The following is a 26,316-nucleotide window of genomic DNA, read 5'->3' as shown; positions in this document are numbered from 1 at the left end:
CGATGGTACTGCATGGGAGACCGTGTGGGAGAGTAGGACGCCGCCGGACACATATCAGAGAAGGCCCCGCCGAAAGGCGGGGCCTTTCTCATTTTCCGGCCCATTCAGTGCTGCGCCGTTCGGTGCCGGTCTTCGGATTCGGCCGAGGCCGCATCCTCGGGTGAGGTGCGTGGCCGGCTGAGGCTGCCGGGCCACCAGATGCGCCGTCCTGAGTCACGGACCAGGGCGGGTACCAGCAGCGAGCGCACGATCAGCGTGTCCAGAAGTACGCCGAAGGACACGATGAAGGCGATGTGGAGCAGGAAGGCGAGGGGGACGACGACCAGGGCCGCGAAGGTCGCCGCCAGGACCACGCCGGCCGAGGTGATCACTCCACCGGTCGAGGTGAGACCCACGAGCACGCCCTCCCGGACGCCGAGACGGCGGGATTCCTCGCGGACGCGCGACATCAGGAAGATGTTGTAGTCGACCCCGAGGGCCACCAGGAACACGAACCCGTACAGCGGGACGGACGCGTCCGTGCCGGTGAAGCCGAGGAGATGCTCGAAGACCAGCGTGGCGACGCCCAGGGTCGCGGCGAAGTTGAGGGCCACCGTGACCACCAGGGCGACGGGCAGGAGAAGGGACCGGAGCAGCCCGATGAGGATGACCAGGATGATGGCGAGCACGACCGGGACGATGATGATCCGGTCCTGCGCGGCGGTCTGCTGGGTGTCGTAACGCTGGGCCGTGTAGCCGCCCACCAGCGCGTTCGCGTCCGGCACGGCGTGGACGCGCTCGCGGAGGCGCCGCACCGTGGCCGTGGCCTCGTCGCTGTCGGAGGCGGCGCGCAGCGTCGCCTCGATCCGGACGCGGCCGCCGACGATGTGGGGACTGCCGCCGGGGCGTCCGGACTCCGACACCGGGACGGCCGCGGCCACGCCGTCGGTGGCGCGGGCAGCGGCGATGACCTGGGCCGTACGGCCGGCGTCGGCGATGATGACCGCCGGGTTGCCGGATCCGCCGGGGAAGTGGGTGCCGAGGGTCTCCTGCGCGGCGACGGACGGCGCGTCGTTGATGAAGACCTCGTCGAGGGGCACGCCCTTGGCGTCGAGGGTCGGTGCGAACGCCGCGCAGGCGAGCAGGCCGAGCAGGGTGAGGGACCAGACGCGCCGCGGTCGCCGGTCGACCAGCCGGGCGATCCGGTCCCAGAGGCCGCGACCCGCGTTCTTCGCCTCGTCCGGACGCGGGCTGGTCGGCCAGTAGGCGGCACGCCCCAGCAGGACCAGGGCCGCGGGCAGGAAGGTGAGTGCGCTGACCAGGGCGCAGACGATGCCGATGGCGCCGACCGGGCCGAGCGCCCGGTTGTTGGTGAGGTCGCTGAGCAGGAGCGCCAGCAGACCGAGCGCGACGGTCGCCGCGCTCGCGGCGATCGCTCCCAGCGACCGTCTCCAGGCCGTCCACATGGCTTGGAGGCGGTCCGTGCCGTGGGCCAGTTCCTCCCGGTAGCGGGCGCTCACCAGCAGGGCGTAGTCGGTCGCGGCCCCGATGACGAGGATCGACAGGATGCCCTGCACCTGCCCGTCCACCCGCAGGATGTCGCGGTCGGCGAGCGGGTAGACGATGCCGCCGGCCAGCCCCAGGGCGAACACCGCGCCCAGAATGATCACGAAGGGCAGCAGCAGGCAGCGGTAGACCAGCAGCAGGATGACCAGCACGGCGACGACGGCGACGATGAGGAGCACGCCGTCGATCCCGGAGAACGCCTCGGAGAGGTCGGCTTGGGAGGCGGCCGGTCCGGCCAGGCCCGCCTCGGTCCCGGGCACCCGGTCGGCCGCGCGCCGTACCTCGTCGATGGTGGCGGGCAGCGCGTCGCCGAGGTCCGGACGCAGCTGGACGACGCCTTGCAGCGCCCGGCCGTCGCGGGACGGGATGGCGGGGGACGCCCGACCGGCGACGCCGCCCACGCCCTCCAGGGACGCGAGCACGCCGGCGGCGGCGTCCCGCTGCTGCGGTCCCACCGAGCCGCCGGGGGTCTCGGCGGTCCAGACGATGATCAGCGGCAGGGTCTCGTTGCGGTCGAAGGCGCGCTGGGCCTCGATGACCCGGGTGGACTCCGCGCTCCGGGGCAGGAACGCCCCCTGGTCGTTGGTCGCGACCTCGCCGAGCTTTCCGGTGTAGGGGCCGAGGACGCCTCCGATGCCCAGCCAGGTGATGAGCAGGGCGACAGGTATCAGCCATCGGACGCGTCGCATGGTGGTCACGGGTCTCCTTGCGGGGTCAGAGGTGGTGGCGCAGGATGAGGTCGGCGGGGAAGGGGTCCAGATAGGTCTGCTCGGCGAGGTAGGTGAGGTCTTCGCCTTCGGCGTGGTGGCGCAGCAGGGCCACCGGCACGCTGAGGGGCGCCTCCCCCCGGCGGTAGGACTCGATGGCGGCCACGATGTCGCGGCGCCGGGCCTCGTTCAGGTGGTCGCTCAACGGGCTGAAGACGTGCGACAGCGCGTTCGCGTTGCGGCCGCGGCTGGAGCGGACGGCGAGCGCCGCCGCCAAGGCGTGCCGGTACTCGGCCTCCAGGCCGGCGCGGTCGCGGGTGCCCGCCTGGGCCACGATCCGTCCCATCGCCCGGTAGGAGGACGGATCATGGGCGAGGATCTGCAGCTTGTGCCGCGTGTGGAACGCGACGAGGTCGCGGGGGCGCCAGTCGCCGTCGAAGAACGCGCGGAGCCTGGCCTGGGCGAAGATCCGCTCGACGAAGTGCTCGCGCAGGACGGGGTCGTTGAGGCGGCCGTCCTCCTCGGCGGGAAGGTCCGGAAGGGCGGTCGTGACGCGGTCGGCGAACACGCCGCGACCGCGCCGGTCTACCGGCTGCCCGTCGGTGCGTTCGCCGGGCAGGCCGGACGCGTGGCGCGGCAGGCTCATCAGTCCGCAGCTGGGCGAGCGGGACTTGAACACGTACCCGTCGACGTCGGCGAGGTCGGGGAGCCGGTCGCCCGCGAGGGCTGTCATCGCCTCCGTGTGATCGGCGGTCCCCTCCTTGGCGACCACCCGTCCGTTGGTGAGAAGACGCAGGGTCGGACGCGGGACACCGAGCCCGATCTCCACCTCGGGGCAGATGGGCACCCAGTCGACGTGCCGGTGGAGGGGGCCGGTCAGGAACCGGTCGCGGCTGTGGCCGCCGTTGTAGCGGACCGGTTCGCCCAGCAGGCAGCTGGACACGGCGAGCCGGGGACGCGGATGGCCGGGTTCCGCGGCGGGTCCGGGTGGCGGCTTGGGCGGGGTCATGGCGACTCCGGCGGTCCCGCCGCGTGGTGACGGGCGGGAGCGCGAAGGGTGTGCCGCGCTCCGCCGGCGCCGTCTCCAATGACCATGTCCAGGTCTGTCCCCTGGGATGAGCTGCTTCAACATGCGGGCGGCCGGGATTCGGCCCACGCGCGGCCGGTGAGGTGCGTCCCCGGATGTGCGTCCCCGGATGTGCGGGCGCGGGCTGGGCGGGAAGGAGCGTGGACGATGCGTACCTCGATCATGCTGTTCACTCGTGACCTGCGGATTCGCGACAATCCCGCACTCGCCGCCGCATGCCGGGCGGAACACGTCGTACCGGTCTTCGTCCTCGATGAGGAGATCTTGAAGGGGTCGTTCGCCGTACCGAACCGTGTCCGGTTCCTGCTGGAGAGCCTTGCCGATCTCCGGGCGTCGCTGCGCCGCCTCGGCGGTGATCTGGTGGTGCGCCGCGGTGATCCGGTCACGGAGATCGCCCGGCTGGTACAGCGGACGGGGGCGGAAACGCTGTGCCTCGCGGACGAGCGGTCGGCGTTCGGCAGGCGCCGGCTCGCCGGGCTCCGCGCGCTCGGCCTGGACGTATCGGCGCATCCGGGCATCACGGTCGTCCCCCCTGGTGAGCTCGTCCCGGTGGGCGGTGACCACTACCGGGTGTTCACGCCGTACTGGCGTGCCTGGGAGGCGGCGCGGTGGCGTCCGATCGCGGACGCGCCCAAGGCGCTCCGCCTGCCGCCCGGCGTGGAGCCCGGCGAGATCCCGGGGGCCGCCGATCTGGTCTCCGGAGTGCCGTCCCCGGATGTGGCGTCCGGTGGTGAAGGGGCGGGACGGCGGCGCATGGCCAAGTGGCTGCGCGACTCCGCCGCGGACTACGACCGGGCCCGTGATGATCTCGCCGCCGACTCCACCTCCCGGCTCAGTCCCTATCTGAAGTTCGGCTGCGTCTCGCCTCGGGAGGTGGCGGAGGCGGGACCGGAAGGCTTCCGGCGCCAGCTCGCCTGGCGGGACTTCCACCATCAGGTCGCCGCCGCGTTCCCGGCCCTCGCGAGGGCCGACTACCGGCCGCGCGGGCACCGGTGGAACCAGGACGAGGACGCGCTCGGCGCCTGGTGTGAGGGCCTGACGGGGGTGCCGGTCGTGGACGCGGGCATGCGGCAGCTGCGCGCCGAGGGGTTCATGCACAACCGCGCTCGCCTGATCACGGCGTCGTTCCTGATCCGCAGCCTCGGGATCGACTGGCGGCACGGCCTGGAGCACTTCAACGGCGGGCTCGTCGACGGCGACGTCGCCGACAACGCGGGCAACTGGCAGTGGGTCGCCGGCACCGGGAACAGCACGCGGCCGGGCCAGGCCATGAATCCGCTCCGCCAGGCGGCCCGCTTCGACCCCCGGGGCGACTACGTCCGCCGGTACGTGCCCGAACTCGCCGGCATCGACGGTTCGCGCGTCCATCGCCCCTGGACTCTGCCGGTCGAGGAAAGGCGGTCGAGGTCCTATCCCCTGCCCATCATCGATATCGACTGAGTCGGGCGAATCCGTCCCCCCGGGCGCGGACGGCGACCGGGCCTCCCGAAGCGGGTTCGCGAGGCCCGGTCGCGATCAGTCGCGGACGGGCTCGTAGTGGAGGGCGGTGATGCCGCACTCGAAGGGGCGGGCGCCTACCAGGCGGAGGCGCTTGGGGCCGTCCAGTGTCGGGAAGACCGGCATTCCGGTGCCGATCGCGGACGGGTTGACGAAGAGGTGGATCTCGTCGAGGAGGTCCGCGGCGATCAGGTCGCGCACGAGCGTGCCGCCGCCGTAGGTGATGATGTCGCCGCCCGGACGGGCCTTCAGGCCGTTGATCGTCTCCGCCAGGTCGCCGCCGGCGACCTCGGCGTTCTTCCAGGGGGACGCGGTGAGCGAGTTGGAGATCACCACCTTGGGCGTGTCGTTCATGAAGTCGATGGACTTCTGGTCCTCGCCCTCGGGGCCGGCCTCCCAGGCGGGGATGAAGCCCTCGGCGAGGTTGCGGCCCAGCACGATGCAGTCGACCGCCTCGGTCAGCGCGTCGATGTAGGCGTTGATGTCGTCGGTCCAGGGGAAGGTCATCCAGTCCATCTCGCCGTTCGGGCCGGCCATGTAGCCGTCGACGGTGGTCTGGATCTGCACCTTGAACTTGCGCATGTCGGCACCTCGTCACTCGGAGGGCGGTCCGTCCGCCTCGCTGTCGCTCAGCTTGGCCGAAACCGATTACCGGATGTTTACGGCCTCCCGTGCCGGGGCCGGTCCGCCTCTTCCAGGGCGGCGATGAAGGCGGCCGCGGCCTCCAGATCGCCTTCGGGGAACACACGGATGCCCGCCCGTTCCAGAAGGGCCGTCGTCACCCCGTGGCCGGGGACCGTCCTGCCGGTGAAGGTGCCGTCGTAGATCCGCGCCGTCCCGCAGGACGGGCTGGACTCCTTCAGGACGGCGACGCGGACGCCGGCGCGCCGCGCGGCGTCGAGGGCCTGCCGGGCGCCCTGGAGGAACGCGGCGGTGACGTCCTCTCCGGTGTTCGCCAGGACGCGGGCGGTGCCGTCCAGGACGGCCGTGCCGTCGCCGCCGACGATCTCGGCGGGCGGGCGCGGGACGGGGAGCCCGCCGGAGACCTCCGGGCAGACCGGGACGAGGCGGCCCTCGGACCGCCAGCGGTCGAAGACGCCGGACGCCACGGGCCGGGCGCCGCCGTCGTAGCGGACCGGGCGTCCGGCGAGGCAGGAGCTGACCAGCACGCGTTCCATCTGTCCAGTCTAGGCGGGTCACTCGCAACGCCTTGCGTCCCAACCGGGCCGGGCGAATAGTGGAGGAATCCCTCCTTCCCCCTGGGAGTCCGGCATGGTCCTTCTCGGCCGTCCGCTTCCCGAGGCGCCGGCGGAGCGGCGTCCCCGGGGCGCGGTTCTGGTGTCCTGGCTGACCGCCACCGACCACAAGGTGATCGGATACCTGTATCTGATCACGTCGTTCGCGTTCTTCCTGCTGGCCGGCGTCATGGCCATGGTGCTGCGCGGGGAGCTCGCCGAACCCGGGAGGCAGCTCGTCGGCAACGAGCAGTTCAACCAGTTGTTCACGATGCACGGCACCGTGATGCTGCTGCTGTTCGCGACGCCGCTGTTCGTGGGGTTCGCGAACGTCATCATGCCCCTGCAGATCGGGTCGCCGGACGTGGCGTTCCCGCGGCTCAACATGCTGAGCTACTGGCTGTTCCTGCTGGGCGGGCTCATCGTCTTCGCGTCGTTCGTCACGCCGGGCGGGTCGGCGGCCTTCGGGTGGACGGCCTACGCGCCGCTGACGAGCGACATCCGGTCGCCGGGGGTGGGCGCGGACCTGTGGATCATGGGGCTGGCGCTGTCCGGGTTCGGGACGATCCTCGGCGCGGTCAACTTCATCACGACGATCATCGGGATGCGGGCGCCGGGGATGACGATGTTCCGGATGCCGATCTTCACCTGGAACATCCTGCTCACGAGCGTGCTCGTGCTGATGGCGTTCCCGGTGCTGGCGGCGGCGCTGCTCGTCCTGGAGTCGGACCGGCGGTTCGGATCGCACGTGTTCGACGCGGAGAGCGGCGGGGCGCTCATGTGGCAGCACCTGTTCTGGTTCTTCGGCCATCCCGAGGTCTACATCATCGCGCTGCCGTTCTTCGGCATCATCACCGAGGTCATCCCGGTGTTCAGCCGCAAGCCGCTGTTCGGCTACTTCGGGATGGTCGGGGCGACGATCCTCATCGCGGGGCTGTCGATGACGGTGTGGGCGCACCACATGTTCACCACCGGACGGGTGCTGCTGCCGTTCTTCTCGTTCATGTCGTTCCTCATCGCGGTGCCGACCGGGGTGAAGTTCTTCAACTGGGCGGGCACGATGTGGCGCGGGTCGATCAGCGTCGAGACGCCGATGCTCTTCGCGATCGGGTTCCTCGTGACGTTCCTGTTCGGCGGGCTGACCGGGGTGATCCTGGCGTCACCGCCGCTGGACTTTCAGGCGCACGACTCCTACTTCGTCGTGGCGCACTTCCACTACGTGGTCTTCGGGACGGTCGTGTTCGCGATGTTCGCGGGCTTCTACTTCTGGTGGCCGAAGATGACCGGGAGGATGCTGAGCGAAGGGTGGGGGAAGGTCCATTTCTGGTTCCTGTTCGTCGGTTTCCACACGACGTTCCTCGTCCAGCACTGGCTGGGGGTGCAGGGCATGCCGCGGCGGTACGCGGACTATGCGGAGGAGTTCACGACGCTGAACCGGGTGTCGAGCGCGGGCGCGCTGATCCTCGGCGTGTCCACGCTGTTTTTCCTCTACAACGTGTACCGGACGGCCCGGCACGCGCCCCGGGTCGCGGTGGACGATCCCTGGGGGTACGGCAACTCGCTGGAATGGGCGACGTCGTGCCCGCCGCCGCGGCACAACTTCACGTCGATCCCGCGGATCCGGTCCGAGCGGCCGGCGTTCGATCTGCACTATCCGCGGGTGCCGGAACGGACGGGCGGCACCTCGGGGAAGGGGACGGAGCCGCCCGGCGCGTAACGCAAACGTAACAATCGCCGCTTTTCCCGCAAACCACGCGAATGTCGCGGCCGGGTTCGCTACCTTCCGATTGCTCAAGGGGGCGTGAGGTGCGTCATAGGCCTGCCCGGATCGGCGGCCGGGGCACCGGCGGTGGGGAGGCGGGATGGTCCGGGGGAGCAGGTCGGTCAGGACGAAGATCGTTTTCCTGCTGGCCCCGCCGATCGCGGCGCTGATGGCGCTCTGGTACTTCGCGGCGGCGACCACGCTCGGCGACAGCCTCCGGCAGACCCGCGCGCGGGCGTTCAACGAGCGGGTGATCGGGCCGGCCGACGCGGTCGTCGGCGCGCTCCAGGCCGAGCGCCGCATGTCGCTGTCGTTCCTCGGCGACGACGCCACGATCGGGCGCTCGGGGTTCGACGCCCAGCGCGCGCAGACCGACCGGGCGCGGGCGGCGTTCCGGCGCGCCGCGGCCGACCCGGACGTCCGCGAGACGGCGGGCTCGGAGACGCTGCGCCGGATGGACGACCTCGTCGACGTCCTCGGTGACCTGGAGGTGATCCGCCGGACGGTCGACCAGCGGCGGATGAGCCGGGACCTCGCGTTGGACCGCTACACATCGCTCATCGACGGCGCGTCCGAGATCTACGGCGAGGTCCGGTCCGACGACCCGCGGATCATGCGCGACTCGCGCGTCCTGCTCTGGATGGAGCGCGCCAGGGAGAACCTCGCGCGGGAGGACGCGCTGGTCACCGGCGCCCTCGCGGACGGCAGGGTCACCGCCGGCGAGCACCGCCGGCTGGCCGGGTTCGCGACGACCCGCGAGTTCCTCTACGCGGACGCGTCGCGCCGGCTGCCCGCCGACGTCCGCGTCCGCTACGACCGGATCCTCAACGGCCCCGAGTACTGGTTGTTCCGCCAGATGGAGGGGCGCCTGCTGGAGGCGGGCCCGACGGAGGGCCGCCCGCCCGTCGACATCGGCGCCTGGCACACCGCGACGGAGGCGGTCAACGACGAGCTGGCCGGGCTGTCGGCGGGGATGCGGGCCGCGACGACGGAGCGGATCGCGGCGGAGGGCGACGCGGGGCTGTACCGGCTCGCGCTCGCGGGCGGCGCGGGCCTCCTCGTGGTGGTCGTCGCCATCGTCGTAGCCGTCCGGATGGGACGCGGCCTGATCCGGGAGAGCCGCGGCGTGGCGGGCGCCGTGACGGCGTTCACCGCGGGCCTCCCGGCGATCGGCGAGGCCGCCCGCCGCGGCGAGCCCGTCCCGGAGGAGGAGCCGGGGCCGCCGGGGGGCGGGTACACCGTCACCGAGATCGGCCGCATCGACGCGGCGTTCACCGAGGCGCGCCGCGCCGTGATCCGCGCGTCCGCCGGCGAGGCGGCCGCGCACCGGCGGCTCAACGACGTGTTCGCGACGCTCGCGCGCCGGAACCAGTCGCTGCTGCAGCGGCTCCTCGGGATGCTGGAGCGGATGCAGCGCCGTACCGAGGACCCGGACGAGCTGGCCGCGCTGTTCGAACTCGACCACCTCGCGACGCGGATGCGGCGGCACGCGGAGGGGCTGGTCATCCTGTCGGGCCGCCCGTCGGGCCGGACGTGGCGGCACCCGGTCCGGCTGATGGACGTGACGCGCGCCGCCGCGTCCGAGATCGAGGACTACACGCGCGTTGAGGTCGTGCCGATGGGCCGTGCGGCGCTGTCGGGCCGCGCGGTCGCCGACACGATCCACCTGCTCGCGGAACTGATCGAGAACGCCGCCGTGTACTCGCCGCCGGACACGCCGGTCCGCGTCACGGGCGAGGACGTCCCGAACGGCTTCGTCATCGAGATCGAGGACCGGGGCCTCGGGCTGCCCCCCGCGGAGCTGACCCGGCTGAACGAGCTGCTGGAGACGGCCCCGGAGCTCATCCTGGACGACTCGGCGCAGCTCGGCCTGTTCGTCGTCGCCCGCCTGGCCGCCCGCCACGGCGTCCGGGTCACGCTGCGGCCGTCCCCGTACGGCGGCGTCACGGCGATCGTCCTCCTCCCGCGCACGCTCATCGTGGACGCCCCGGCCGAGGACGGCGGAACGGGGGTCCAGCCGCGGCTCGCCGCCATTCCGGCTCCCGCCGACGGGCCCCCGCGCCGGGACGAACCCGAGCCGGTGAGGGACCCCGAACCGGTGACCGGCCCCGAGCCCGCGAGCACCGCGGAGCCTTCCGCCGTGGACGACGGATCGGTGCTGCCCCGGCGCAGGCGGCAGCAGAACCTCGCGCCGCAGCTCCTGGACGGCCCGTCCGGCGACGCGCGCGCACCGGACGAGCGGGACCCCGAGGCCCTGCGGCGGCAACTAGCGAACATGCGGAGCGGCTGGGAGCGCGGCCGGGCCGACGCGGCCGAGCAGGGACCGGCGACACCGGGCGGCGAATGATGGAGCGGACGGACGATCCCGACGAGCCCTGGGCCGACGAGAGCGCCGGGCCGGTCCTCCGTCCGTTCGCGGTGGCGCGGGGACGGACCCGGCGCGGCGGCACGGAGTTCGACCTCATCGCGATGATCGTCACGGCGGAGGTGCCGGCGCCTGACCCGCGGACTCTGGGGCCGGAGGAGGAGCACATCCTCGAGCGCTGCCTGCGGCCCCGGTCGGTCGCCGAGCTGGCCGCCGACCTGGCCCTGCCCGTCGGTGTCGTCCGGGTGCTGCTGGACGACCTCCTCGGCCGCGGACTGATCGTCGTGCAGCGGCCCGCGGCGCAGGCCGCGTCCCCCGACCCGAGTCTCCTCAAGGAAGTGATCGATGGTCTTCGTGCGCTGTGACCGCGTCAGAGTGAAGGCGGTCCTGGCCGCGGCCGTCCTCCTGGGCTCCCTCGCGACGGCGGGCTGCGCCGGGGGAGACGGCCCGCTCGCGACGGACGCGCCCGGCGTGACCCGCGAGCCGTGCCCGCGCGCGATCGACAAGGACCGCGGCTGCATCTACCTGGGATCGATCTCCGACCTGTCGACGGGGCCGTTCACGTCGCTCGGCGTCGCGGTGACGCAGGCGCAGCGGGCGTTCTGGGCGCGCGTCAACCGCGAGGGCGGGATCGGCGGTTACGAGATCGACGTGACCACCCACGTCCGGGACAACCACTACGACGTGCAGACGCACGCCCGCGCGTTCCGGGAGATCAAGGGGAAGGTCCTGGCGCTGGCGCAGACACTGGGGTCGCCGCAGACCGACGCGATCCTCGGCGAGCTGCGCGCGGAGCGGATGATCGCGCTGCCGCTGTCGTTCGTCTCGCGGTGGGAGTTCGAGGACGGCATCCTGGAATCGGGCGCGTCGTACTGCGTCGAGGGCATGAACGGCGTCGACTACGCCGTGCAGCGGTTCGGCGCGAAGAGCGTGATGGCCGTCCACTACACGGGCGACTACGGCGACGACGCGGCCGCGGGCGCGGAGATCGCGGCGGCGCGGCACGGGATCACCCTGGTGAACGTCCCGACGGGCCAGGGCGCGCAGGCGCAGGACGCCGCGGTCCAGAAGATCCTCGCGCAGAAGCCGGACCTCGTCTTCCTGACGATGGGGCCCGCCGACACCGCCGTCATCGTCGGGAAGACCGTGGACGCCGGGTTCAAGGGGCGGTTCGTCGGCAGCAACCCGTCCTGGGACGAGTCGCTGCTGAGCACCCCCGCGGCGTCCGCGCTGAAGGCGCGCTTCCTCCAGGTCGCCCCATGGAAGCCGTACGCGTACGACTCGCCGGGGCACAGCGCCATGCGGCGCGCGATCGGCACACGCGTGAAGCCGAACAACTCGTTCACGTCCGGGTGGGTGATCTCGTATCCGCTGAAGGCGGTGCTGGAGCGGGCGGTCGCGAACAAGGACCTGACGCGCGAGGGGCTGCTGCGGGCCGTCCGGCAGATCACGCACGTCGACTACGAGGGCATCCTGCCGAAGGAGGCGGGGAACTCGGCCGGGACGCCGAACCAGTCGGCGTTCCGGCAGTCGGTGATCGGGCGTCCGGACGACCACCAGTTCACCGGCATCAAGGTGCTCACCGACTTCGAGGCGGGACCGACCGTCCGCGCCCACCGGTTCGACGCGCCCTGCGCCGCCGCGAAATGAGACCGCGGCGGCGGCGCGCGGAGCGCCACCGCCGCGGGATCGCGGTCTTCTACTGGCCGGAGCGGATGCGCCCGACGGCCAGGGAGGCGACGCGGACGGCGCCGGCCGGGCTCAGCCGGACGCCGCGCCACGCGGCACGGCCGTGCGCGGGCGCCACGATCAGCGCCTGGTTCTTCGCGACGCCGCGCATCACGTCGCGGGCGAGCTTCTCCGCCGTGTAGAGGCGCGGGGACGCCTTGGCGATGTCGCCGGTCGCGTCGCCGCTCATCGGCGTCTCCGGCAGGTCCGGGTTGACGTTGTGCAGGAGCGGGGTGTCGACGAAGCTCGGGCAGACGACGCTGACCCTGACGCCCCGCGAGGCGGCCTCGGCGCGCAGGCCGAGCGACAGCCCGACGACCGCGTGCTTGGTCGCGGTGTAGGGGATGCCGACCGGCATCGGGACGAGCCCGGCGAGCGAGGCGGTGTTGACGATGTGCCCGGAGCGCTGCTCCAGCATGATCGGGTAGGCGGCGTGGACGCCGTGCACGACGCCCTTGAGGTTGATGTCGATCGCGCGGTTCCAGTGGTCGAGGGTGAGTTCCTCGGCCAGGCCGCCGATCGCGATGCCTGCGTTGTTGAAGACGAGGTCGAGGCTGCCGTGCTCGGCCTTGACGCTCGTGTACAGGTCGGTGACGGCTCCCGCGTCGGTGACGTCGAGGGGCGCGGCGGACGCCTTGCCCTTGCCGAGGCCGTTCAGCCGGTCGGCGACGTGTTGCGCGCCCTCGGCGTTGATGTCGGTGACGACGACGGTGTCGCCGCGCGCCACCAGGGACGTGGCGATCGCGCGGCCGATGCCGGACGCGCCTCCGGTCACGATCGCGATGCTCATGCGGGCTCCGCTCGATTCGCTAATTGGATGATGTGTTGAATTAGGGGGATTCTAGGGGGTGGCCGGACGGCGGGGATACTCGGCCGCCGATGAAATCACGCCGCCTTCTCGGCGGTCCGGCGCGTCCTCGGCTCGTCCCAGATCCCGAACGCCCGCCAGATCCGCTTGGCGGCCGGGGAGATCACGCCCAGCTCCGCCATCAGGTCGCGGATCTTGCCGACCGAGTCGGAGATCTCCGCCTGCGCCGCCGGGCTCTTGTACGCGGCGCGCACGACGTCCTTCGGGATGCCGAAGTGGCGGACCATCGGGCCGGGCGGCGACAGCATGATCCGCGCCATCACGCCGAGCACGACCGGCGTCGCGGCGCCCAGCATCCGGCGGCGCAGCGGGGTCATGTTCGGCACGCGGTGCTTCAGGTAGTGCCGGGCGAACGAGATGTGCCGGGCCTCCTCGGCGATGTGGATCTTCATGATCGTCTCTTCGAGCGGGTGCTTGATGTGCCCGCCCTTGAGCGACTTGCGCTGGACGTGGTCGATCGGGTCCTCGCCGCCGAGCACGAACACGAAGAACATCTCGGTGCTGATCAGCGGGATCCACGGCGCGGCCTGCGCGACGACGCTGAGCGCCTTCGGCATGCCCCTGATCGGCATCTTCGTCCGGTTGACGAACTCCTGGAACATCATGCCGTGGTGACATTCCTCGGTCGTCTCGTGGTAGACGTACCGGAACTCGGGCCGGCCGTTCGGCAGCCGGTACGCGTAGTTCAGCAGGCCGCGCTTCAGCAGGTTCTCGAACTGCAGGCCGATCTTCATCGCGGTCGCCACCCGCCACAGCCCGATCTGCGCCTGGATCTCCTGCGGCTGCGACCGGTACCACTCGGTCTGCCCGAGCCGGTCGAACGGGGGCAGCACCCAGCGCGGGTCGTTCTTGTCGACCTGGAACTCGGGGTCGTCCCAGGGGATGTCGGCGTAGGCCTCCCAGTGCTTTTCCACCGACGCCTTGTTCAGGCGGTCGATGACACCGAGATACGCCTTCCTGTCGCGGACCTGCACGGCCAGTTCGTCGGCGAGGTCGGCGGGGGCTTTCGGCATGACGGGCGCTCCCTCGGAGGGTGCCGCCGGCGCGGGCCGGCGGGGGTGGACCGGGTGGTGGCTCAGGGGGCCGGGGTGGTGCGTTCGGGTGCCGGCTCGGGCTCGGGCTCGGCGCGGGGGGCGGTCTTCGGGTGGCCGGGCTCTGGGACGATCAGCTGCGCGACGTCCTTGACCTGCCGGAGGACCGCCTCCTGGCGGCCTTCGGCGTCGTCGTCCAGCGCGTTCTGGATGGACAGGCCGACGAACATGGCGAACAGGGCGCGCAGCATCGTCTCGACGACGTCGGGCGGCACGGTGCTCGCGGGGAACAGCCGCTCGAACGTCTCCAGGATCGCCTGCAGGATCCGCTCGTTCAGGTCGCTGCACAGGGCGCGGAGCTCGTCGTCCGTCCGGGCCGCGACCGCGAGTTCCATCAGGGCGCGCGCGGGGCGTCCGCGGAACACCTCCCACAGCAGGTCGAGCGCGCCGGAGACGTTGCGCCGCTCCTGGGGCAGGACGGCGAACGCGGCCTCGTAGGCCAGCCGCTGGGCCTCCAGGAGGTGCTCCAGCGCCGCCGCGACGAGGATCATCTTCGTCGGGTAGTGGTGCTGCTGGGCTCCGCGCGAGACGCCCGCGCGGCGCGCCACCTCGGTGGTGGACGTACCGGACCAGCCGAGGTCCACCAGGCATTCCATGGTGGCGTCCAGCAGGCGCGCCCGGGTACGGGACCGGCGCTCCTCCTGGGTGCGGCGGTCCCCGCTGAGGCGCCGGCTCCGGCGCGTGGTCACTGGCACGGTCCGACCGTACGAGCGGACAAACAAGCAAGCAAGCCTGCATGTATGTTGCGGCCATCACAATTGGACAACGAGTCTGATTCGCGGTGCTCCCCGCTTCGGGGAGCGCAGCGTGGGAAAGGGTGTCCATCGGGGGACACGTCCCGTCATTTCGCCGAAACCGGCGATCGCGCGCGGATAGGGTACATCCATGCAGGTCAACCAGTCGGGCAAGCTGTCCAACGTCTGTTACGACATCCGGGGTCCGGTGCTCAAGCGCGCCAAGCAGCTCGAGGCGCAGGGCAGCCGCATCCTCAAGCTGCACATCGGCAACCCCGCCCCGTTCGGCTTCGAGGCCCCGCCCGAACTGCTCCAGGACATGATCCGCAACCTGCCCGAGGCGCACGGGTACAGCGACTCCAAGGGCATCCTCGCCGCCCGCCGCGCCGTCGTGCAGCGCTTCGAGGACAACGGCATCACCGGCCTGGACGTCGAGGACGTCTACCTCGGCAACGGCGTGTCCGAGCTGATCGTGATGACCCTGCAGGCGCTGCTCAACGACGGCGACCAGGTCCTCATCCCGGCCCCCGACTATCCGCTGTGGACGGCGGCGGTGTCGCTCTGCGGCGGCAGGCCCGTCCACTACCTGTGCGACGAGGCCGCCGACTGGGCGCCGAGCCTCACCGACATCGAGGCCAGGATCGGCGACCGGACCCGGGCGATCGTCCTGATCAACCCGAACAACCCGACCGGCGCCGTGTACTCCCGCCAGGTCCTCGCCGGCATCGTCGAGATCGCCCGCCGGCACAACCTGATCATCTTCGCGGACGAGATCTACGACCGCATCCTCTACGACGGCGCGCGGCACGTCCCCGTCGCGTCCCTGGCCCCCGACCTGCTGTGCCTGACCTTCGGCGGGCTGTCGAAGAACTACCGCGTCGCCGGGTTCCGGTCCGGCTGGGTCGTGCTGTCGGGGCCGAAGGGGCACGCCGAGTCCTACATCGAGGGCCTCGACATCCTCGCCAACATGCGGCTGTGCCCGAACGTCCCCGGCCAGCACGCCATCCAGGCCGCGCTCGGCGGCCACCAGAGCATCGACGAGCTCGTCCTGCCCACCGGCCGGCTCGGCGAGCAGCGCGACCGCGCCGCCAAGCTGCTGAACGACCTGCCCGGCGTCAGCTGCGTCAAGCCGGACGGAGCGCTCTACGTCTTCCCGCGCCTGGACCCCGAGCGGTACCCGATCGAGGACGACATGCGCTTCGCCCTCGACCTCCTCGAGCAGCAGAAGCTGCTGATCGTCCAGGGCACCGGCTTCAACTGGCCCGCGACCGACCACTTCCGCATCGTGACCCTCCAGCACGCCGACGACCTGGAGGACGCGGTGGGCCGCATCGGCGAGTTCCTCTCGACCTACGAGCCCTGACCGGCGCGCTCGTCGAGACGGCGGAGGGCGCCGCGCACCACCTGCGGGTCGGTCGTCGCCCAGAACGGCGGCAGCGAGCCCTTCAGGAACCCGCCGTAGCGCGCGGTGGCGAGGCGCGGGTCGAGGACGGCGACGACGCCCCGGTCGTCCATCGACCGGAGCAGCCGGCCCGCGCCCTGCGCCAGCAGCAGCGCCGCGTGCGTGGCGGCGACGGCCATGAACCCGTTCCCGCCGCGTGCCGCCACCGCCCGCGACCGCGCCGACGACACCGGATCGTCCGGGCGGGGGAACGGGATCCTGTCCATGATCACCAATTGCAGGGACGGGCCGGGCACGTCCACCCCCTGCCACAGGGACAGGGTGCCGAACAGGCTGGTCCGCTCGTCCTCGGCGAACCGCTTGACCAGCTGGGACGTGGAGTCCTCGCCCTGGCACAGCAGGGGCTGCGACAGATGGTCCTTCAGTTCCTCGGCGGCCTGCCGGGCGGCCCGCATCGACGAGAACAGGCCGAGCGTCCGGCCCCCGGCGGCCTCGATCAGCTCCGTGATCTCGGTGAGGTACGCGTCGGGAAGGCCGTCCCTGCCCGGCTGCGGCAGGTGGCGGGCGACGTACAGGATGCCCGACTTCGGATGGTCGAACGGCGACCCGACGTCCAGGCCCGACCAGGTGACCTGCGAGTCCTCGCCGGCGGTCGCGGCGAGGCCCTCCGCCGCCGCCTTCGCGTCCTTCGAGCCGCCCGCGCCGTCGAGCGGCGGCAGGCCCCACTGGCGCGCGAGCGGCTCGAACGACCCGCCCAGCGTCAGCGTCGCCGACGTCAGCACGGCGGTGCGCCGCTCGAACAGCGTCGCCCGCAGCAGCCCGCCCACTCCGATCGGCGCGACGTGCAGCGCCGGCGGGCGCCGGGGCCGGCCGTCCGGGACGAACGGCTTCTCCACCCACACCACGTCGAACCGGTCGGCGATCTCCGGCCGGAACGCCTCCAGCAGCCGGACGGCCGTGTCGTGCAGCTCCTCCACCGCGGACCGCGCCGCCTTGCGCGCCGCCATATCGCCGGGGTCGGCGTCCTTCCGCTCCGGCCCGAGGGCGGTGAGGCACGCGTGCGCCGCGTCCCGCACGACGGCCAGGGACGTGCCCAGGGGATGGGGCAGGACGTCCATGCGCCCTGGGGCGGCATCCTCCAGGAGGATGCCGAGGCCCTCCGCGGACTCCTTCAGCCGGTCGGCGACCGACTCCTCCACCAGGCGCCCGCACCGCCGCGCCGCCGCCTCGACCGCCGCCGCGCTCAGCTCGGCCGTGGCCACCGACGTCACGCGGTCGACCAGCTCGTGCGCCTCGTCCACGATCACGACATCGTGCTCGGGGAGGACCTGAAACTCCTCCAGGGCGTCGATCGCCAGCAGCGCGTGGTTGGTGACGACGATGTGGGCGTCGCCCGCCTCGGCGCGCGCCAGCTCGGCGAAGCACTCGGTCCCCTGGGGGCACCGCTGCGCCCCCAGGCACTCCTTCGCCGTGACCGCGACCTGCCGCCACGCCTGCTCGCTCACGCCCGGGACGACCTCGTCCCGGTCACCGGTCTTCGTGGTCCCGGCCCACTCGTCGAGCCGCTTGACGTGGCGCCCCAGGGTGGACAGCTGCTGGGGGTCGAACAGGCTCTCGCCGGGCTCGTCCTCCTCCGGCACGCCCGTCTGCACCCTGTGCAGGCACAGGTAGTTCCTGCGGCCTTTGAGGATGGCGTACTTCAGCTCCGTGCCCAGGTGCGGCCTCAGGGCCTCCGCCAGCCGGGGCAGATCCCGGTCGACGAGCTGCCTCTGCAGCGCGATCGTCGCCGTGGACACGACCACCGTGGTCTGCTTCTCCACCGCGTACCGGATCGCCGGGACGAGGTAGGCGAGCGACTTCCCGGTGCCCGTCCCGGCCTGGGCGGCGACGTGCTCGCCCGTGCGGATCGCCCGGTCGACGGCCTCGGCCATCTCGACCTGTCCGGGCCGCTCGCTGCCGCCGATGGCCTCCACGGCGGCGGCCAGCAGGGACGTCATCGCAGGGACCGGGCCGGTCAGCGTCTCAGGGGCGGGCACGGCATCCAACGCTACCGTTCACGCGACACCCGCCGGACCGAAAGCCGGGCCCCTGGTTATCCACAGGCGGGCGATCGGTGAACAGGGCCGGTGCCCGCGCGCGAGGGTCGGGGACATGACCACACTCGTGATCCGCGGCCCCGAGGACGCCATCGCGGCCGTCCCGTACATGCTGGGCTTCCACCCGTCCCGCAGCCTGGTCGTCATCGCCTTCGGCGGCCCCGAGAGCGTCTGCGCCGTCCGTGTCGACCTGGCCGTTCCCAACGCCGAACGCGCGGCGGTCGTCCTCGGCCGCAACCGCTTCACCGAGGCCGTCCTCCTCGGCTACGGCACCGCCCCCGAGGTCGAGCCCGTCGCCGCCGCGACGCGGACGGCCCTCGCCGCGGGCGGCGTGCGGACCGTCGAGGCGATCCGCGTCGCCGACGGCCGCTGGTGGTCGCTGACCTGCCGCGATCCGTGCTGCCCGCCCGAGGGGAGGCCCTACGACAGCACCGTCACCGAGGTCGCCGCCCAGGCGACCTACGCCGGCCATGTCGTCCTCCGCGACCGGGCCGAGCTCGCCGCGTCCGTCCAGCCGCTGACCGGCCCCGCCCGCCTCGCGATGCGCCGGGCGACGCTCCGCGCCGAACGGCGGCACGCCCGCCTCCCGGCCGCCCAGGCCGTGCGGGAGGGCGTGGCCCTCATACCCCCGCTCCTGGCCGGTCCCGATCGGCCCACCGACGACGAGGTCGCGTGGCTGGGCTGCCTCCTGACCGACCTGCGGGTCCGCGACGAGGCATGGACCCACATGGGGCCGGACGCTCCGGACACGGTCATCGCCTTCTGGCGCGACGTCCTCCGCCGGGTCGAGGACCGCTACGCACCCGCCCCCGCGTCCCTGCTCGCCATGGCCGCCTACACGGCGGGCGACGGCGGGCTGGCGAACGTGGCCCTGGAGCGCGCCCTGGCCGCCGACCCCCGCTACTCCATGGCGATCCTCCTCCGCAGGGTCATCGACGCGGGCATCCCGCCCTCCCAGGTGCGCGTCAGCATGACCTCCGCCGAACTGTCCGCCGCCTACGAGCGCGAAGACCGGAGGGCAGGCTGACCACACCCCCGGTCCACCACGACGGGCGGCCGCCACCGCAGAGCGGCGCGAGAAGCAGTGGTCGTGGGCCGACCGGCCGGATCAGGAGGAGACGGCCTCGCCCGGGGTGCCGGGGTCGATGCGGCGGTCGCGGTTGCGGTCGTTCCACGAGCGCATGCGCGGCGGGTAGCCGACGATCTGGACGTCGTAGATGGGCAGTCGCAGATCGCGGGCGACCTTGGCGATGACCTTGGGTGAACCGACACGGCGGCGGGTCCACTCGCCGTCGTGCGCGACGGCCACGGCGGTCGTGTCGGTCGCGAACGTCTCCGGCTCGACGAAGAACTCGACTCCGCGGCGGGAGCGCGCGAAGGCGATCAGGGCCTCGATGTCGGAGTCGGTCGCCTCGCGGTCGAGCCTGGTCACCGTGGCGCCGCGGTTCTTGCGGAGGCCGAATCGGTCGCGGAACCTCATGACCCATCCCGTCGTCCGGTCGGCCCCTGCCGGGCCGCTGCGGTCACGACCATAACGAGCGTCCGCCGGCACTGGTTCCCCGGTCCGCCGGCGGCGGTTCCCGGCTCTGGTGGCGGGGGTCCCCCGTTCGCGGGGCTTCGGCTCCCTATCCGGGTGGGGGCGGCTCAGGGGTGGCTCAGGGTCATCCCCGATGGTCGGTGCGCCGGGCGCCGCGCAGCATGGAGAACATGGACATCACTCACGCGGCGAGGGATCTGCGGGTCTGCGACGCCGAGCGCGAACCGGTCATCGAGCGCCTTCAGGAGGCGTACGCCGAGGGCCGCCTCGACCACGGCGAGTTCGACCTGCGGGTGCACCTCGCCATGACCGCGCGGACGCGCGGCGACCTGGCCGCGGTGACCCGCGACCTGGGCCCGGTCCCGTCCGCGCAGGCGCATGCGGGGCCCGTCGCCGGGACGGACCGGATGCTGGGCGCGGCCGCTCACGCGGTGGCCGTGCCGACCCTGTTCATCGGGCCGCTGGTGCTCATGCTGACGCGCGGGAAGCGGTCGGAGTACGTGCGGCGGCAGGCCGCCGAGGCGGTCAACTTCCAGGTGACCCTGCTGCTCGTCACGATCGTGACGTTCGGGATCGGCGGCGTCCTCTACGCGGTGGCCTGGATCCTGTCGGTGATCGCGGCGGTGTTCGCCCTGGCCGGCGACTCGTTCCGCTACCCCTGGATTCTCCGCCTCATCGACTGAGCGGTCGAGTGGTTTGCCCCGTGGGAGGTCCGGGGAGAAGGGAACGTGGTGATCCCCGGAGGGCTTCCGACCATGGACCGCGGTATTCCCGATTCGCCCTGTGATGATCATTGCGCCCGATTATGTGGGTGATGCATGTAATGATCGACGCAACGGGTCCGGGAGGGACAGATGACGGAGCTTGCGATCAAGGATGATCACCGGCGGGCGGTCGAGGCGCTGACGAGGTCGTACGAGGCGATCCCCGCGGGGGCGCCGGTGCGGCTCGCCAAGAAGACCTCGAACCTGTTCCGGTGGCGGGACCCGTCGGCGGCGCCCGGGCTGGACGCGTCGGACCTCGACAGGGTCCTCGCCGTCGACGCCGAGGAGATGACCGCGCAGGTCCAGGGCATGACCACCTACGAGGACCTCGTCGACGCGACCCTGCGGCACGGCCTGATGCCCACCGTCGTCCCGCAGCTCAAGACGATCACGCTGGGCGGGGCGGTCACGGGGCTCGGGATCGAGTCGACGTCGTTCCGCGACGGGCTGCCGCACGAGGCCGTCCTGGAGATGGAAATCCTCACCGGGGACGGCCGCGTCGTCACCGCCGCGCGGGACAACGAGCACGCCGACCTCTTCCGCGGGTTCCCGAACTCCTACGGGACGCTCGGGTACGCGCTGCGGCTGAAGATCGAGCTGCGCCGGGTGAAGCCCTACGTCCGGGTGCGGCACCTGCGGTTCGCGGACGCGGCGGAGCTCGCGCGGACGATGGCGGAGATCACCGAGTCGGGCGCGTTCGACGGCGAGCCGGTCGACTTCATGGACGGCACGGTCTTCGGACCGGGAGAGCAGTACATCTCGCTCGGGTTCTTCGCCGACGAGGTCCCCTACACCTCCGACTACACCGGCCAGAAGATCTACTACCGGTCGATCCAGGAGCGCTCGGTCGACTTCCTGACGGTCCGCGACTACATCTGGCGGTGGGACACCGACTGGTTCTGGTGCTCCGGCGCGTTCGGCGTCCAGCACCCCGTGGTGCGGAGGCTGTGGCCGGACAGGGCCAAGCGCTCGGACGTGTACCGCAGGCTCGTCGCCTACGACCGCCGGTACCACATCGTCGCGCGGGTCGAGCGGTGGCGGGGGCTGAGGCCCCGCGAGGACGTCATCCAGGACGTCGAGGTCCCCGTCGAGAGGCTCGCCGAGTTCCTGGACCTCTTCCACGCGAAGGTCGGCATGAGCCCGGTCTGGCTGTGCCCGCTGCGGGCGAAGGAGCGCTGGCCGCTGTATCCCCTGGAGCCGGGGCGGACGTACGTGAACGTGGGCTTCTGGGGGACGGTCCGCATCCCTCCGGGGCAGATCCCCGAGTACCACAACCGCCTCATCGAACGAGAGGTCGCGGCCCTCGACGGCCACAAGTCGCTCTACTCGACGGCCTTCTACGGCCGGGACGAGTTCTGGCGGTACTACGACGGCGGGACGTACCGCCGGCTGAAGGGCGCCTATGACCCGGCGGGGCGGCTGCTGGACCTCTACGACAAGTGCGTTCGCGGACGCTGACCGGGCGTCCGCTTCGGGGGGAAGTCCGGAAGGGGCGGTATCGGCCGTCCGGTCCGGGTGGGAAGACAGGAGGATCACGATGACGCTGGCCAAGGTCTTCGAGCAACTCGCCGGGGCTGAGGCGGAAGTGGAGTTCACGGCGTACGACGGGTCGCGGTCGGGGGTCCCGGGGGCCGGGATCCGGTTCGACGTCCGCTCTCCGCACGCCGTCTCCTATCTGGTGCACTCGCCGGGGGCGCTGGGCCTGGCCCGCGCCTACGTCACCGGCGCGGTCGACGTGCACGGCGACATGGTGGCGGCGCTGACGGAGATGCAGCGGGTGTTCGGCGCGGTGACGCCGGGCGACAAGCTGCGGATCGCGGCGACGGCGCTGCGGGATCCGCTGCTGCGGGCGGCCGTCTCGCGGCGGCCCCCGCCGCCGCCGCAGGAGGCGCCGCTCAGCCGCATCCCGTCGTGGCTGAGGCACTCCAAGAGCCGGGACGCGCGCGCCATCTCGCACCACTACGACGTGTCCAACAAGTTCTACGAGTGGGTGCTCGGCCCGTCGATGGCGTACACGTGCGCGTGCTACCCGTCGGAGGACGCGACGCTGGAGGAGGCGCAGTTCTTCAAGCACGACCTGGTCGCGAAGAAGCTGGGCCTGGAGCCGGGGATGCGGCTGCTGGACGTCGGCTGCGGCTGGGGCGGCATGGTGATGCACGCCGCGAAGGAGTACGGCGTCCGGGCGCTCGGCGTGACGCTGTCGAAGCATCAGGCGGAGTGGGCGCAGAAGGCGATCGCCGACCGGGGCCTGTCGGATCTGGCGGAGGTCCGCCACCTCGACTACCGGGACGTGGCGGAGTCGGGGTTCGACGCGGTCAGCTCGATCGGCCTCACCGAGCACATCGGGAAGGCCAACCTGCCGTCGTACTTCTCGTTCCTGTACGGGAAGCTGCGTGAGGGCGGCCGGATGCTGAACCACACCATCACCCGCCCGGACAACCTCGCGCCGCCGCGGATGGAGAAGGGGTTCATCAACCGGTACGTGTTCCCGGACGGCGAGCTGGAGGGCCCCGGCTACATCCAGACGCGGATGAACGATGCCGGGTTCGAGATCCGCCACCAGGAGAACCTGCGGGAGCACTATGCCCGGACGCTCCTCGGCTGGTGCCGCAACCTGGACGAGCACTGGGACGAGGCGGTCGAGGAGGTCGGCGAGGGCGTCGCGCGCGTGTGGCGGGTCTACATGGCGGGGTGCGTCCTCGGGTTCCGGCAGAACTGGATCCAGCTGCACCAGACGCTGGGGGTGAAGGTGGACGACGGCGGCGAGAGCCACATGCCGCTCCGCCCGACCTGGCTGGGCTGAGCACGGACCGACGGGCCGGCCGGACGCCCCCGGCCGGCCCGTCGCCGTTTCGGGCATGGACGCGCCCACCTTCCGGTGGTATTTCCGGGTGGTGGGTCGGCGGCGGGCGGGCCCCGGGGTCGGGAGCGCTGGATGGGAAACGGCACGGCGTACGACTACGTGATCGTCGGAGCGGGCTCGGCGGGGTGCGCGGTCGCCGCGCGCCTGTCGGAGGACCCCGCCGTCTCGGTGGCGCTGCTGGAGGCGGGCGGCCCGGACGACAAGAACGAGATCCATGTCCCGGCCGCGTTCGCGCAGCTGTTCAAGACCCCCTGCGATTGGGACTTCTCGACCGCGAAGCAGGCCGAGCTGGACGACCGGGAGCTGTACTGGCCGCGCGGGAAGATGCTGGGCGGGTCGTCGTCGCTGAACGCGATGATGTGGGTGCGGGGGCACAGCGCCGACTTCGACGGCTGGGACGTGCCGGGCTGGGCGTACGCGGACGTGGAGCCGTACTTCCGGAAGGCGGAGGGCCGGGTCGGCAGCAACGAGGGCGGCGTGTACGGGACGTCCGGGCCCGTGGTCGTGTCCGAGCAGCGCAGCCCGAACGTGACGACCCGCGCGTTCCTGGCGGCGTGCGCGGAACGGGGCATCCCGCGGCTGAGCGAGCTGAACGGGCCGTCCAACGAGGGGTTCGCGCAGACGCCGGTGAGCCAGCGGCGGGGACGCCGCTGCAGCAGCGCCGACGCCTACCTCAGGCCGGCGCGCAAGCGCCCGAATCTGACGGTGCTGACGGGCGCGCACGTCTCGCGCGTGACCCTGGAGGGCGGCCGGGCGACCGGCGTCGAGTACGGCGGCGAGCGGATCGCGGCGCGCCGCGAGGTGATCCTCTCGGCGGGCGCGATCGGGTCGCCGCACCTGCTGATGCTGTCCGGCGTCGGCGACCCGGACGAGCTGCGCCAGGTGGGCATCGAGCCCGTCGTCGAGCGCCCGGAGGTCGGCCGCCACCTGCGGGACCACCTGTGCGCAGGGGTCGTGCGGCGCTGCCCGAAGAAGGTGACCCTCGCGGGCGCGGAGTCGTTCGTGAACATCGCGCGGTACGTGCTCGCGCGGCGCGGCCCCTTCACGTCGAACGTCGGCGAGGCGGTGGTGTTCACCAAGAGCGACCCGTCGCTGGACGCCCCGGACCTCGAGCTCGTCTTCGCGCCCGCGCCCTTCGTCGCGCACGGGCTGGAGCCGACGACCGAGCACGGGATCACGGTGGGCGTCGTGCTGCTGCGGCCGGAGTCGTCCGGCCGCGTCGCCCTCGCCTCGGCGGATCCGGCCGCGCCGCCGCTCATCGACCCCGGCTACCTCGCGGCGGAGGGCGACCTGGACCGCATCGTCCACGGCCTGAAGTACGCCGAGGAGATCCTGGCCTCGGACGCCATGCGGGACTTCGTGGGCGACCCGATGCCGCCCTACGAGGGCGGCGACGACGCGGCGCTCGCGCGGCACGTCCGGGCGAACGCCGAGACGCTGTACCACCCGACCGGCACGTGCCGGATGGGCCTGGACGACGGCGCGGTCGTCGACGCCGCGCTCCGGGTGCGCGGCGTCGACGGGCTGCGGGTCGCGGACGTGTCGGTGCTGCCGGAGATCACCCGCGGCCACACCAACGCGCCCGCCATCATGATCGGCGAACGCGCCGCCGACCTCGTCCGCGGCGCCTAGAGGCGCGCCCAGGCGTCGGTCAGGACCGAGCGCAGGATCTGCTCGATCTCGTCGAAGTGGCCCTGGTCGCAGATCAGCGGCGGCGCGATCTGCACGACGGGGTCGCCGCGGTCGTCGGCGCGGCAGTACAGGCCGGCGTCGTACAGGGCCTTGTCGAGGAAGCCGCGCAGCAGCCGCTCGGACTCGTCGGCGTCGAACGTCTCGCGGGTGCCCTTGTCCTTGACGAGCTCGATGCCGTAGAAGAACCCGTCGCCGCGGACGTCGCCGACGATCGGGAGGTCGTTCAGCCGCTCCAGGGTCGAGCGGAACGCGTCCCGGGTGCGCATCACGTGCCCGGTGAGGTCCTCGCGCTCGAACAGGTCGAGGTTGGCGAGCGCGACGGCGGCGGAGACGGGGTGCCCGCCGAAGGTGTAGCCGTGCGCGAACATCGTCGTGCCGTGCCTGAACGGCTCGAAGAGGCGGTCGGAGACCAGCATCCCGCCGAGCGGCGCGTACCCGGACGTGACGCCCTTCGCGAACGTGATGATGTCGGGGGTGTAGCCGAACCGCTCGGCGCCGAACATGGTCCCGAGCCGCCCGAACGCGCAGATCACCTCGTCGGAGACCAGCAGGACGTCGTGCCGGTCGCAGATCTCCCGGACGCGCCGGAAGTAGCCGGGCGGCGGCGGGAAGCACCCTCCGGCGTTCTGCACGGGCTCCAGGAACACGGCGGCGACGGTGTCGGGGCCCTCGAACTCGATGAGCTCCTCGATGCGGTCGGCGGCCCAGCGGCCGAACGCCTCGGGGTCGTCGCGGTGCTCGGTCGCGCGGTAGATGTTGGTGTTCGGCACGCGGAACGCGCTCGGCACGAGCGGCTCGAACGGCGCCTTCACGCCGGGCAGGCCGGTGAGCGACAGCGCGCCGTGCGGGGTGCCGTGGTAGGCGACCGCGCGGCTGATCACCTTGTGCTTGGTGGGCTTGCCGGTCAGCTTGAAGTACTGCTTGGCGAGCTTCCAGGCGGATTCGACGGCGTCGCCGCCGCCCGCGGTGAAGAAGACGCGGTCGAGGCCGTCCGGCGCGAGGCCGGCGAGGCGCTCGGCGAGCTCGGCGGCCGCGGGGTGCGCGTACGACCAGATCGGGAAGTAGGCGAGCTCGGCGGCCTGCTTGGCGGCGGCCTGCGCGAGCTCCTCGCGGCCGTGCCCGGCCTGGACGGTGAACAGCCCGGACAGCCCGTCGAGGTAGCGGCGTCCGGCCGCGTCGTACACGTAGGCCCCCTCGCCCCGGACGATCATCGGGATCTCACCGCCCTCCTGGGCGGGGGCGTGCCGCGCGAAGTGCATCCACAGGTGGTCGCGGGCGGCTCGCTGGAGGGGGTCGGGCTGCTGTGCCGGCTCGGTCATCACACTTCCCAAGATCAGGCCGAA

General features: G+C 72.2%; 21 protein-coding genes. 11 read left to right on the top strand and 10 right to left on the bottom strand.

Annotation, left to right across the window (positions count from 1 at the left end; genetic code table 11):
- Positions 1 to 104: 104 nt before the first annotated feature.
- Both IE99_RS0110225 and IE99_RS0110220 read right to left on the bottom strand, forming a co-directional pair.
- On the bottom strand, positions 105 to 2,234 hold the full coding sequence (locus tag IE99_RS0110225; RefSeq protein WP_030167268.1) for an MMPL family transporter: 2,130 nt from the start codon (positions 2,232 to 2,234) through the stop codon (positions 105 to 107).
- 25 nt (positions 2,235 to 2,259) lie between these two features.
- Positions 2,260 to 3,261, bottom strand: a complete 1,002-nt coding sequence (locus tag IE99_RS0110220; protein ID WP_037558960.1) for a YbgA family protein — start codon at positions 3,259 to 3,261, stop codon at positions 2,260 to 2,262.
- A gap of 225 nt (positions 3,262 to 3,486) precedes the next feature.
- Here IE99_RS0110220 and IE99_RS0110215 point away from each other — a divergent pair, with 225 nt between their 5' ends.
- Positions 3,487 to 4,779, top strand: coding sequence for a cryptochrome/photolyase family protein (locus IE99_RS0110215; RefSeq protein ID WP_030167264.1), 1,293 nt, complete (start codon positions 3,487 to 3,489; stop codon positions 4,777 to 4,779).
- A gap of 75 nt (positions 4,780 to 4,854) precedes the next feature.
- On the opposite strand, the gene IE99_RS0110210 is transcribed toward IE99_RS0110215, so the two are convergent.
- Together IE99_RS0110210 and IE99_RS0110205 are read right to left on the bottom strand one after the other, a co-directional pair.
- Entirely contained in the window at positions 4,855 to 5,418 is a 564-nt protein-coding gene (locus IE99_RS0110210; protein WP_030167262.1) for a dihydrofolate reductase family protein, read from the bottom strand.
- A 77-nt stretch (positions 5,419 to 5,495) separates the two neighbouring features.
- Positions 5,496 to 6,014 carry a 2-thiouracil desulfurase family protein gene (locus IE99_RS0110205; RefSeq protein WP_030167259.1) on the bottom strand — a complete coding sequence of 173 codons (519 nt, stop codon included), beginning with the start codon at positions 6,012 to 6,014 and terminating at the stop codon, positions 5,496 to 5,498.
- Positions 6,015 to 6,108: 94 nt separating this feature from the next.
- On the opposite strand from IE99_RS0110205, the gene ctaD reads away from it, so the two are divergent.
- From ctaD to IE99_RS0110185, 4 genes are all read left to right on the top strand, one after another.
- On the top strand, positions 6,109 to 7,788 hold the full coding sequence (gene ctaD, locus IE99_RS0110200) for an aa3-type cytochrome oxidase subunit I (RefSeq protein ID WP_051712334.1): 1,680 nt from the start codon (positions 6,109 to 6,111) through the stop codon (positions 7,786 to 7,788).
- A gap of 145 nt (positions 7,789 to 7,933) precedes the next feature.
- Positions 7,934 to 10,180 carry a sensor histidine kinase gene (locus tag IE99_RS0110195; RefSeq protein ID WP_037558959.1) on the top strand — a complete coding sequence of 749 codons (2,247 nt, stop codon included), beginning with the start codon at positions 7,934 to 7,936 and terminating at the stop codon, positions 10,178 to 10,180.
- Entirely contained in the window at positions 10,177 to 10,563 is a 387-nt protein-coding gene (locus IE99_RS0110190) for a DUF742 domain-containing protein (RefSeq protein ID WP_245623141.1), read from the top strand. Before IE99_RS0110195 ends, IE99_RS0110190 begins: the two co-directional genes overlap by 4 nt.
- Positions 10,544 to 11,848: an ABC transporter substrate-binding protein gene (locus tag IE99_RS0110185; RefSeq protein WP_030167246.1), complete on the top strand. Its 1,305-nt coding sequence runs from the start codon at positions 10,544 to 10,546 to the stop codon at positions 11,846 to 11,848. Before IE99_RS0110190 ends, IE99_RS0110185 begins: the two co-directional genes overlap by 20 nt.
- 49 nt (positions 11,849 to 11,897) lie before the next feature.
- Here the strand turns inward: IE99_RS0110185 and IE99_RS0110180 are convergent, their stop codons facing one another.
- The 3 genes from IE99_RS0110180 to IE99_RS29010 all read right to left on the bottom strand — a co-directional run bounded on the left by IE99_RS0110180 (position 11,898) and on the right by IE99_RS29010 (position 14,580).
- A complete protein-coding gene (locus IE99_RS0110180; RefSeq protein ID WP_030167243.1) occupies positions 11,898 to 12,716 on the bottom strand; it encodes an SDR family oxidoreductase in 819 nt (272 codons plus the stop codon).
- Positions 12,717 to 12,811: 95 nt separating this feature from the next.
- The gene (locus tag IE99_RS0110175) at positions 12,812 to 13,807 is read right to left on the bottom strand and encodes an AurF N-oxygenase family protein (RefSeq protein WP_030167239.1); all 996 of its coding nucleotides are present in this window, start codon (positions 13,805 to 13,807) and stop codon (positions 12,812 to 12,814) included.
- 62 nt (positions 13,808 to 13,869) lie between these two features.
- Positions 13,870 to 14,580, bottom strand: a complete 711-nt coding sequence (locus IE99_RS29010; protein ID WP_245623140.1) for a TetR/AcrR family transcriptional regulator — start codon at positions 14,578 to 14,580, stop codon at positions 13,870 to 13,872.
- Positions 14,581 to 14,770: 190 nt separating this feature from the next.
- Between IE99_RS29010 and IE99_RS0110165 the strand changes: the two genes are divergently transcribed.
- Entirely contained in the window at positions 14,771 to 15,982 is a 1,212-nt protein-coding gene (locus IE99_RS0110165; protein ID WP_030167233.1) for a pyridoxal phosphate-dependent aminotransferase, read from the top strand.
- Here the strand turns inward: IE99_RS0110165 and IE99_RS0110160 are convergent.
- A complete protein-coding gene (locus tag IE99_RS0110160; protein ID WP_157610188.1) occupies positions 15,970 to 18,018 on the bottom strand; it encodes an ATP-dependent DNA helicase in 2,049 nt (682 codons plus the stop codon). The genes IE99_RS0110165 and IE99_RS0110160 overlap by 13 nt on opposite strands.
- Positions 18,019 to 18,172: 154 nt before the next feature.
- On the opposite strand from IE99_RS0110160, the gene IE99_RS0110155 reads away from it, so the two are divergent.
- Positions 18,173 to 19,144: a DUF4192 domain-containing protein gene (locus IE99_RS0110155; RefSeq protein ID WP_051712333.1), complete on the top strand. Its 972-nt coding sequence runs from the start codon at positions 18,173 to 18,175 to the stop codon at positions 19,142 to 19,144.
- Between the two features lie 81 nt (positions 19,145 to 19,225).
- Here IE99_RS0110155 and IE99_RS0110150 read toward each other — a convergent pair whose 3' ends face one another.
- Positions 19,226 to 19,597: a hypothetical protein gene (locus tag IE99_RS0110150; protein WP_030167225.1), complete on the bottom strand. Its 372-nt coding sequence runs from the start codon at positions 19,595 to 19,597 to the stop codon at positions 19,226 to 19,228.
- Between the two features lie 227 nt (positions 19,598 to 19,824).
- Between IE99_RS0110150 and IE99_RS0110145 the strand changes: the two genes are divergently transcribed.
- The 4 genes from IE99_RS0110145 (at position 19,825) to IE99_RS0110130 (ending at position 24,913) form a co-directional block, all read left to right on the top strand.
- Complete coding sequence (locus tag IE99_RS0110145; RefSeq protein WP_030167222.1) at positions 19,825 to 20,337, top strand: DUF1707 and DUF4870 domain-containing protein; 513 nt, start codon at positions 19,825 to 19,827, stop codon at positions 20,335 to 20,337.
- 171 nt (positions 20,338 to 20,508) lie between these two features.
- On the top strand, positions 20,509 to 21,876 hold the full coding sequence (locus tag IE99_RS0110140; RefSeq protein WP_030167219.1) for an FAD-binding oxidoreductase: 1,368 nt from the start codon (positions 20,509 to 20,511) through the stop codon (positions 21,874 to 21,876).
- A 79-nt stretch (positions 21,877 to 21,955) separates the two neighbouring features.
- Complete coding sequence (locus IE99_RS0110135) at positions 21,956 to 23,221, top strand: class I SAM-dependent methyltransferase (RefSeq protein ID WP_030167216.1); 1,266 nt, start codon at positions 21,956 to 21,958, stop codon at positions 23,219 to 23,221.
- A 132-nt stretch (positions 23,222 to 23,353) separates the two neighbouring features.
- Positions 23,354 to 24,913, top strand: coding sequence for a GMC family oxidoreductase (locus IE99_RS0110130; RefSeq protein ID WP_030167213.1), 1,560 nt, complete (start codon positions 23,354 to 23,356; stop codon positions 24,911 to 24,913).
- Here IE99_RS0110130 and IE99_RS0110125 read toward each other — a convergent pair.
- Positions 24,910 to 26,292 (bottom strand): aspartate aminotransferase family protein, encoded by a 1,383-nt coding sequence (locus IE99_RS0110125; RefSeq protein ID WP_030167210.1) that lies wholly within the window; start codon positions 26,290 to 26,292, stop codon positions 24,910 to 24,912. The genes IE99_RS0110130 and IE99_RS0110125 overlap by 4 nt on opposite strands.
- Positions 26,293 to 26,316: the final 24 nt, after the last annotated feature.

Source organism: Spirillospora albida (assembly GCF_000718255.1).
In the GTDB taxonomy this organism is placed as follows: Bacteria; Actinomycetota; Actinomycetes; order Streptosporangiales; family Streptosporangiaceae; genus Spirillospora; species Spirillospora albida.
This window is presented reverse-complemented; position numbering and strand designations above follow the sequence as displayed.